Raw genomic sequence first — 8,121 nt, 5'->3', positions numbered from 1 at the left:
CGGAGAAAAACTCAAGCAAGCTTGGTTTGAAAAAATGAGAGAGGAGTTGAATCGATGAAGCCTATTTCCTTTTTAACTGAGGAAGAAATTAAAAAATTGCAAGAAGCAGAAGCGAGTTCGAGCAAGGAACAAAAGAAAACTGCCGAGCAAATCGAAGCCATTTATACCGAAGGGCAAAATATCCTTGTTTCAGCCTCTGCTGGTTCAGGGAAGACCTTTGTTATGGCCGAGCGCATTTTGGATCAATTGGCGCGAGGTGTGGAAATCAGCCAACTCTTTATCTCGACCTTTACCGTCAAGGCTGCTACTGAACTCAAGGAACGTTTGGAGAAAAAAATCAGCCAACAAATCCAAGAAACCGATGATCTCGATCTCAAACAACACTTGGGACGTCAATTGGCAGATCTACCAAACGCTGCCATCGGAACCATGGACTCTTTCACACAAAAATTCCTTGGCAAGCATGGTTATCTGATTGATATCGCACCGAATTTCCGTATTCTACAAAATGAAAGTGAACAGTTACTCTTAAAGAACGAAGTTTTTCATCAAGTTTTTGAAGAGCATTATCAAGGTGAGAATAAAGAGAAATTTAGTAGTTTGGTGAAGAACTTTGCTGGGCGTGGCAAGGATGAACGTGGTCTGCGCCAACAAGTCTACAAAATCTATGACTTTTTACAATCCACCAGCAGTCCCCAAAAATGGCTGAGCGACTCTTTTCTCAAAGGGTTTGAAGAAGCTGACTTTGCAATTGAAAAAGACAAACTGACCGAGCAAATCAAGCAGGCGCTTTGGGATTTGGAAAGCTTCTTCCGTTATCATCTGGATAACGATGCCAAGGAGTTTCCAAAAGCTGCCTATTTAGAAGCTGTGCAAGATGTTTTGGATGAAATTGGCTCCTTAAATCACGAGTCCGATAGTCAGACTTATCAAAAAGTTCTTTCACGTGTTGTCGCTATCTCGAAGGAGAAAAATGGTCGGGCTCTTGCTAACTCTAGTCGAAAGGCTGATTTGAAGCCACTTGCAGATGCTTATAACGAGGAGAGAAAATCCCAGTTTGCAAAACTTGGACAACTAGCAGACCAGATAACGATTCTCGACTATCAAGAACGTTTTCATGAAGACACCTGGGAGTTAGCTAAAACTTTTCAAAACTTTATGAGCGATTTTGTGGAGGCTTATCGTGAACGTAAACGCCAGGAAAATGCCTTTGAATTTGCTGATATTAGCCATTACACCATTGAAATTTTAGAGAATTTCCCACAAATTCGTGAGGCATATCAGGAACGTTTCCATGAAGTCATGGTCGATGAGTATCAGGATACCAACCACATTCAAGAACGAATGCTGGAATTGTTATCTAATGGTCAAAATCGCTTTATGGTGGGGGATATCAAGCAGTCCATCTACCGTTTCCGTCAGGCAGACCCGCAGATTTTCAATGAAAAATTCCAAAGCTATGCGCATAATCCTAAAGAGGGGAAGTTGATACTCCTCAAGGAAAATTTCCGTAGCAGTTCAGAAGTGCTATCAGCAACCAATGATGTTTTTGGACGCCTTATGGACCAAGAGGTCGGCGAAATCAACTATGATAGCATGCACCAGCTTGTTTTTGCCAATACCAAACTAACTCCCAATCTAGACAACAAGGCAGAATTTCTCCTCTACGATAAGGACGATAGTGGGCAAGAGGAGGAAGAAAGTGATGCAGACACGAAACTCACAGGAGAAATGCGCTTAGTCATCAAGGAAATCCTAAAGCTCCATCAAGAGAATGGTGTAGCCTTTAAGGAAATTGCTCTTTTGACTTCCAGTCGCAGTCGTAATGATCAGATACTCCTCGCTCTGTCAGAGTATGGAATTCCTGTGAAAACAGACGGAGAGCAGAATAATTACCTCCAATCCCTAGAAGTGCAAGTCATGTTGGATACCCTTCGTGTCATCCACAATCCTCTCCAAGACTATGCCTTGGTTGCCCTTATGAAGTCTCCAATGTTTAGCTTCGATGAGGACGAGCTGGCACGTTTGTCCCTTCAAAAAGCAGCTGATAAAGTACAAGAGAATCTTTATGAGAAACTGCTTCATGCTCAAAAACAAACAGCTGAGCAGAAAGAGTTAATTCACAAACCTTTAGAGGAAAAACTAAATCAATTCATGGATATTTTGGATTCTTGGCGCTTATATGCCAAAACCAACTCCCTTTATGACCTGATTTGGAAGATATACAACGATCGTTTTTACTATGATTATGTCGGAGCTTTGCCTAACGGTCCTGCCAAACAAGCCAATCTCTATGCTTTAGCTTTGAGAGCAGACCAGTTTGAAAAGAGTAATTTCAAGGGCTTGTCTCGTTTTATTCGTATGATTGACCAGGTTTTGGAAGCACAGCATGATCTTGCAAGTGTAGCCGTCGCACCGCCTAAAGATGCAGTGGAACTCATGACCATTCACAAGAGTAAAGGTTTGGAGTTTCCTTATGTCTTTATCCTCAACATGGATCAGGACTTCAATAAGCAAGACTCGATGTCAGACGTTATTCTCAGTCGTAAAAATGGGCTTGGTGTCAAATACATTGCCAAGGTGGAAACAGGAGCAGTAGAAGCCCACTATCCGAAAACCATTAAACTCTCCATTCCTAGCCTCACTTATACGCAAAATGAAGAAGAGCTACAACTGGCTAGCTATTCTGAGCAAATGCGTCTACTGTATGTTGCTATGACACGGGCTGAGAAAAAGCTCTATCTTGTCGGTAAGGGCTCTCGTGAAAAGCTAGAAGCCAAGGAGTATCCAAGATCTGAAAACGGAAAACTCGATAAACATACCAGACTTCAAGCCAAGAATTTCCAAGATTGGATCTGGGCGATCACTAAAGTATTTGCCAAAGACCATCTCAACTTTAGCTATCGTTTTGTTGGTGAAGACCAGCTGACCAGAGAAGCTATCGGAGAATTGGAAAACAAGAGCCCTCTACAAGATAGTTCTCAAGCAGACAATCGCCAGTCAGAAACTATCAAAGAAGCTCTGGAAATGCTAAAAGAAGTAGAAGTCTATAATACTCTTCACCGTGCGGCTATTGAACTTCCTAGCGTCCAAACTCCTAGCCAAATCAAGAAATTCTACGAACCAGTAATGGATATGGAAGGGGTACAAATTGCTAACCAAACCAAATCAACAGAGAAGCAAATCAGCTTCGATTTACCAGATTTTTCAACTAAAGAAAAGGTAACTGGAGCTGAGATTGGTAGTGCCACTCACGAACTCATGCAGAGAATTGACCTTAGTCAGCGACCAACACTTGCTAGCCTGAAAGATACTCTCAAACAAGTTCAGACTAGTCCAGCTGTAAGAGACAAGATCAATCTTTCTAAAATTCTCGCCTTCTTTGAAACACCACTTGGTCAGGAAATTCTCGCTAATACCGGCCATCTCTATCGCGAGCAACCTTTTTCTATGCTCAAGCGGGACCAGAAGAGTCAAGAAGACTTCGTTGTCCGTGGGATCTTGGATGGCTATCTGCTTTATGAGGATCGCATCGTTCTTTTTGACTACAAGACTGACCGTTATGATCAACCAAGTCAACTCATAGACCGCTACCGTGGTCAGTTAGCCCTATACGGAGAGGCCTTATCTCGAGCCTATTCGATTGAAAATATTGAAAAATACTTGATTTTACTCGGCAAAGACGATGTTCAAGTTTTAAAAGTATAATCTAGAAAGGAGACCTCATGCCACTTCCAGTTAGAAAATCCTTGCACGATGCGGTTTTACAGGCTTCAAAAGCCGATACTTGGGATCAAGCTACCAAGGAATGGAATGAAGTTTCCTTGATTTTTAATGGCATTGGCCGTAGTAATTGTGTCTGCGGGAACGCCATAAAATACACCTACGAACTCTTTAACGGAGTTACAGGCCAACGTCTCTTCCCTATAGGAAGCGACTGTGTTCGCCATTTTCATCGTATTAGCCTCGATCAGCAACTGGAAGAGGAAGAAAGACTACTCAGAAAAGTTGAAAACCTAACCAGAAAGGCCCAGAAAAAGGAAAAAATCAATATCAATAAAAGCGATTTTGACGAAAAACTTCTAAAATGGTTTTGGGAAAAAGGTATTTTCAAAGCCAATCGTGGCAATCAATTCGCACCTGAGAGAGACTATCAGATCTTCCTAGAAGTCTTTCAAGGTGGAAGTTGGACCAAGGCAGAGCCAAAAAAGAAGGCTCGTCTGGAAGAAGTCCTTGAAAAGTGCATCAAACCCTTTCTATTTGGTAAGTCTGATGACCACCTATACCTTATCAAGCTAGGTAAGGAGAAAATAGATTACGAGCAGCATTTACGGATTCAGGCAGAGAAGGAACGCAAGAAAAGAGATAAAATCGCCAAGCAATACGCTGACAACCTCATTCTTGCCATGGGTCCTGCAGAACGAGCCTATCAAGATTACTTTGGCTTTACAGAATCCTTGACCCAAGAAGAACGAAAGTGGGAGAAAATCCTCTTTGGTAAGAATAGAGACGAACGGGCTATCAAGGCTAAACAAAACCAAAAGGAGTTGGAAAAGGATCAGCGAATTGCAAATCAAGATCCTATTGAACGAAAGCAGAAGCAGACTTGGCTTCTCAATTCCTATTTTCGGGATTTGCCTGATGAAAAATCCAGATTTTCTCGGCTCCTATTAGAATATCGAAAAAGTGGAGAAGTACGCTTTTCAGATGATTACTTATCTAAGCATCTCATCGACTTTTTTTACAAGATGAAGGCCTTTGAGTTTGAAATTGCACCAGAACAAGTCCGCGATTTTCTAAAAGAATGCCTTCAAGCAGAGCATCTATCATCAGCACAAGAAAGCTGGACTAGAGGGATTCTCTTCAATTGTCTTCATCCGTTTTTAGATAGGTTACTCATATAGAATAAATCCTACCTTGTCTATGCATGGTAGGATTTAAGTATCTCCAAAGATGTACTGGTAAAGTTGGACGACTTTCTGAAAACATTGTGTGTCCATTCTTGTTATTTTTTGAGCATTACGCATCCGAAAATCAAAGGTATACAGTTGAAATGGATTGACAGCGCCATCTACCTTGTCCGACGAGACAGGAACGAGCAAGCCTTTTTCTGCCAAGCGTTGTTGGCCATGAGTGATGGGACAGACAGCCACAAAACCAGTTTGCAAGGCATATTCTCTCCTAGAAACTACCAAGGCAGGTCGCCGTTTCTGGATTTCTCGACCGACTGATGGATCAAAGTCCAGCCAAATGATATCCTGCTTTTCAGGAATATAGTCAGATTTCGCTATCAAGTGACCTTACCCCTTCAAAATCATTTGTCATTCTCAAATCAGTAATCCCATCAAAAGGATCTTTCAACTTTGGAGCTAAGACAATGACTCCGTCAATCCCTTTGTAGACAACCATTTCTTGACCTTCTGTCATCCCCAAATTTTTAGGAATAGTCACAGTGAGCGAATTCCCCACCTTCCGAGTCTTTACTATATTCATCGCTCTACCTCCACGAAATTGTATACACCAAGTATATACCTGTTGGCAAAAAAAGTCAAGTAAATCCTGACTGGTATCAAGGATGTTTCGCACCTATACTATTTGTCATTTATTGTGGTCAAAGCCTGTGCAAAAGTTCCTAATTTATGATAGAATAGGTAGTAAGAAAGAAAACGTTTTTACTACGTTTTTTTTAGTCGGAAGGGGAAAATATTATGGCTACTATTCAATGGTTTCCGGGTCACATGTCTAAGGCTCGGCGGCAAGTTCAGGAGAATTTAAAATTTGTTGATTTTGTGACGATTTTGGTGGATGCTAGGCTACCTTTATCTAGTCAAAATCCTATGTTAACTAAGATTGTTGGGGATAAACCAAAGCTTTTGATTTTGAATAAGGCAGATCTGGCTGACCCCGCAATGACCAAAGAATGGCGTCAGTATTTTGAATCACAGGGAATTCAAACTCTGGCTATCAACTCCAAAGAGCAAGTGACTGTAAAAGTTGTGACGGATGCCGCTAAAAAGCTCATGGCTGATAAGATTGCACGCCAGAAAGAACGAGGTATCAAGATCGAAACCTTGCGGACCATGATTATCGGAATTCCAAATGCCGGTAAGTCAACTCTCATGAACCGTTTGGCTGGGAAAAAGATTGCAGTTGTCGGCAATAAACCAGGTGTTACCAAGGGGCAACAGTGGCTCAAAACCAACAAAGACCTTGAAATTTTAGACACACCAGGGATTCTTTGGCCTAAGTTCGAAGACGAAATCGTCGCTTTGAAACTAGCCTTGACTGGAGCAATTAAAGATCAACTACTCCCAATGGATGAAGTGACCATTTTTGGTCTTAATTATTTCAAAAAACATTATCCAGAAAAGCTAGCTGAACGCTTCAAACAAATGAAGATAGAAGAAGAAGCACCTGTTATCATCATGGATATGACCCGTGCCCTTGGTTTCCGAGACGACTACGACCGCTTTTACAGCCTCTTCGTCAAGGAAGTCCGTGATGGAAAACTCGGTAACTACACCTTAGATACATTGGACGACATCGATGACGACGATTAAAGAAATTAAAGAACTTCTTGCCACTGTCAAAGAATTAGACAATCCCCTTTTTCTTGAACTGGAAAAGGATCCTCGTTCTGGGGTTCAAAAGGAAATCAACAAGCGTAAAAAAGTCATACAGGCTGAACTGGATGAGGACCTTCGTTTGGAAACTATGCTTTCTTATGAAAAGGAACTGTATAAGCAAGGATTGACCTTAGTAGCAGGTGTTGACGAGGTAGGCCGTGGTCCTCTGGCTGGCCCTGTAGTTGCTGCAGCTGTTATTTTACCTAAAAAATGTAAGATTAAAGGCCTCAACGATAGCAAAAAGATCCCCAAAAAGAAACATCTGGAAATTTATGAAGCCGTTCAAGACCAAGCCTTGGCAATAGGTATTGGTATCATGGATAATCAGATCATTGATCAAGTCAATATCTATGAAGCGACCAAACTGGCCATGAAAGAAGCAATCTCCCAGCTCAGTCCCCAACCTGAGCACCTCTTGATAGATGCCATGAAACTGGAGTTGCCGATTTCACAAACCTCCATCATCAAAGGAGATGCAAACTCTCTCTCGATCGCAGCTGCATCTATAGTGGCCAAGGTGACACGGGATGAATTGATGAAGGGCTATGATGTTCAATATCCTGGATATGATTTTACAGCTAATGTAGGATATGGAACGGCAAAACACTTAGAAGGACTTGACAAACTAGGAGTTACCCCTATTCATCGTACCAGTTTTGAACCGATAAAATCACTGGTTGTAGCAAATAAAGAAAGTTAAGTTGGAGGAAATGATTATGGAGGAACAGTCAGAAATACTCCGATCCAAGAAAGAATTTGCCTTTGCCTCAAGTACCATATTATCCCAAGTTGGGCGGGGAATCATCGTCGGGCTAGTTGTCGGGCTCATCGTTGGATCTTTTCGTTTCTTAATTGAAAAAGGCTTCTACCTGATACAAGGCCTCTATCAAGATCAAGCGCACCTAGTGCGCAATCTTTTTATCATTGGTCTATTTTATCTAATTGTTAGCTGGCTTAGTGCGAAACTAACTCGGTCGGAAAAAGACATCAAGGGTTCAGGAATTCCTCAAGTCGAAGCCGAACTAAAGGGACTCATGACTCTCAACTGGTGGAGTGTCCTCTGGAAAAAATATATTCTAGGGATTCTTGCTATTGCCAGTGGCCTTATGCTAGGTCGAGAAGGACCAAGTATTCAACTTGGAGCAGTTGGTGGAAAAGGTATTGCCAAGTGGCTCAAATCCAGTCCGGTAGAGGAACGCTCCCTGATTGCCAGTGGTGCTGCCGCAGGCTTAGCCGCTGCCTTTAATGCACCGATTGCAGGTCTCCTCTTTGTTGTAGAGGAAGTCTATCATCATTTTTCACGCTTTTTCTGGGTCTCAACTCTAGCAGCCAGTCTCGTAGCAAACTTTGTCTCACTACTCATATTTGGCCTAACACCCGTACTAGATATGCCAGACAACATTCCTCTCATGACCCTAGACCAGTATTGGATTTACCTCCTTATGGGAGTTTTTCTCGGGCTTTCTGGTTTTCTCTATGAGAAAGCTGTACTCAA

Annotated in this window: 7 protein-coding genes; 5 read left to right on the top strand and 2 right to left on the bottom strand. The window is 42.0% G+C overall.

What is annotated here, in order from left to right; all coding sequences use genetic code 11:
* Window positions 1–54: 54 nt before the first annotated feature.
* Window positions 55–3,708, top strand: coding sequence for a helicase-exonuclease AddAB subunit AddA (addA, locus tag GMD6S_RS07595; RefSeq protein WP_000802716.1), 3,654 nt, complete (start codon window positions 55–57; stop codon window positions 3,706–3,708).
* A gap of 17 nt (window positions 3,709–3,725) precedes the next feature.
* Window positions 3,726–4,904, top strand: a complete 1,179-nt coding sequence (locus GMD6S_RS07590; protein ID WP_001130899.1) for a hypothetical protein — start codon at window positions 3,726–3,728, stop codon at window positions 4,902–4,904.
* Window positions 4,905–4,937: 33 nt separating this feature from the next.
* Here the strand turns inward: GMD6S_RS07590 and GMD6S_RS07585 are convergent, their stop codons facing one another.
* Together GMD6S_RS07585 and mazE are read right to left on the bottom strand one after the other, a co-directional pair.
* On the bottom strand, window positions 4,938–5,294 hold the full coding sequence (locus GMD6S_RS07585) for a type II toxin-antitoxin system PemK/MazF family toxin (protein WP_000560798.1): 357 nt from the start codon (window positions 5,292–5,294) through the stop codon (window positions 4,938–4,940).
* Window positions 5,278–5,493, bottom strand: coding sequence for a type II toxin-antitoxin system PemI/MazE family antitoxin (gene mazE / locus GMD6S_RS07580; RefSeq protein ID WP_001028395.1), 216 nt, complete (start codon window positions 5,491–5,493; stop codon window positions 5,278–5,280). The genes GMD6S_RS07585 and mazE overlap by 17 nt, the downstream gene beginning before the upstream one ends.
* Before the next feature lie 215 nt (window positions 5,494–5,708).
* Here mazE and ylqF point away from each other — a divergent pair, with 215 nt between their 5' ends.
* The 3 genes from ylqF to GMD6S_RS07565 all read left to right on the top strand — a co-directional run.
* A complete protein-coding gene (ylqF, locus tag GMD6S_RS07575; RefSeq protein WP_000201303.1) occupies window positions 5,709–6,560 on the top strand; it encodes a ribosome biogenesis GTPase YlqF in 852 nt (283 codons plus the stop codon).
* Window positions 6,547–7,326, top strand: coding sequence for a ribonuclease HII (locus GMD6S_RS07570; RefSeq protein WP_000207521.1), 780 nt, complete (start codon window positions 6,547–6,549; stop codon window positions 7,324–7,326). Before ylqF ends, GMD6S_RS07570 begins: the two co-directional genes overlap by 14 nt.
* A gap of 16 nt (window positions 7,327–7,342) precedes the next feature.
* On the top strand, window positions 7,343–8,121 hold a 779-nt coding region (locus tag GMD6S_RS07565; protein WP_000392526.1), incomplete at its 3' end, for a chloride channel protein.

This window comes from Streptococcus sp. GMD6S (assembly GCF_000297015.1).
The sequence above is the reverse complement of the archived record's forward strand: the minus strand, read 5'-3'. Positions and strand labels throughout refer to the sequence as shown.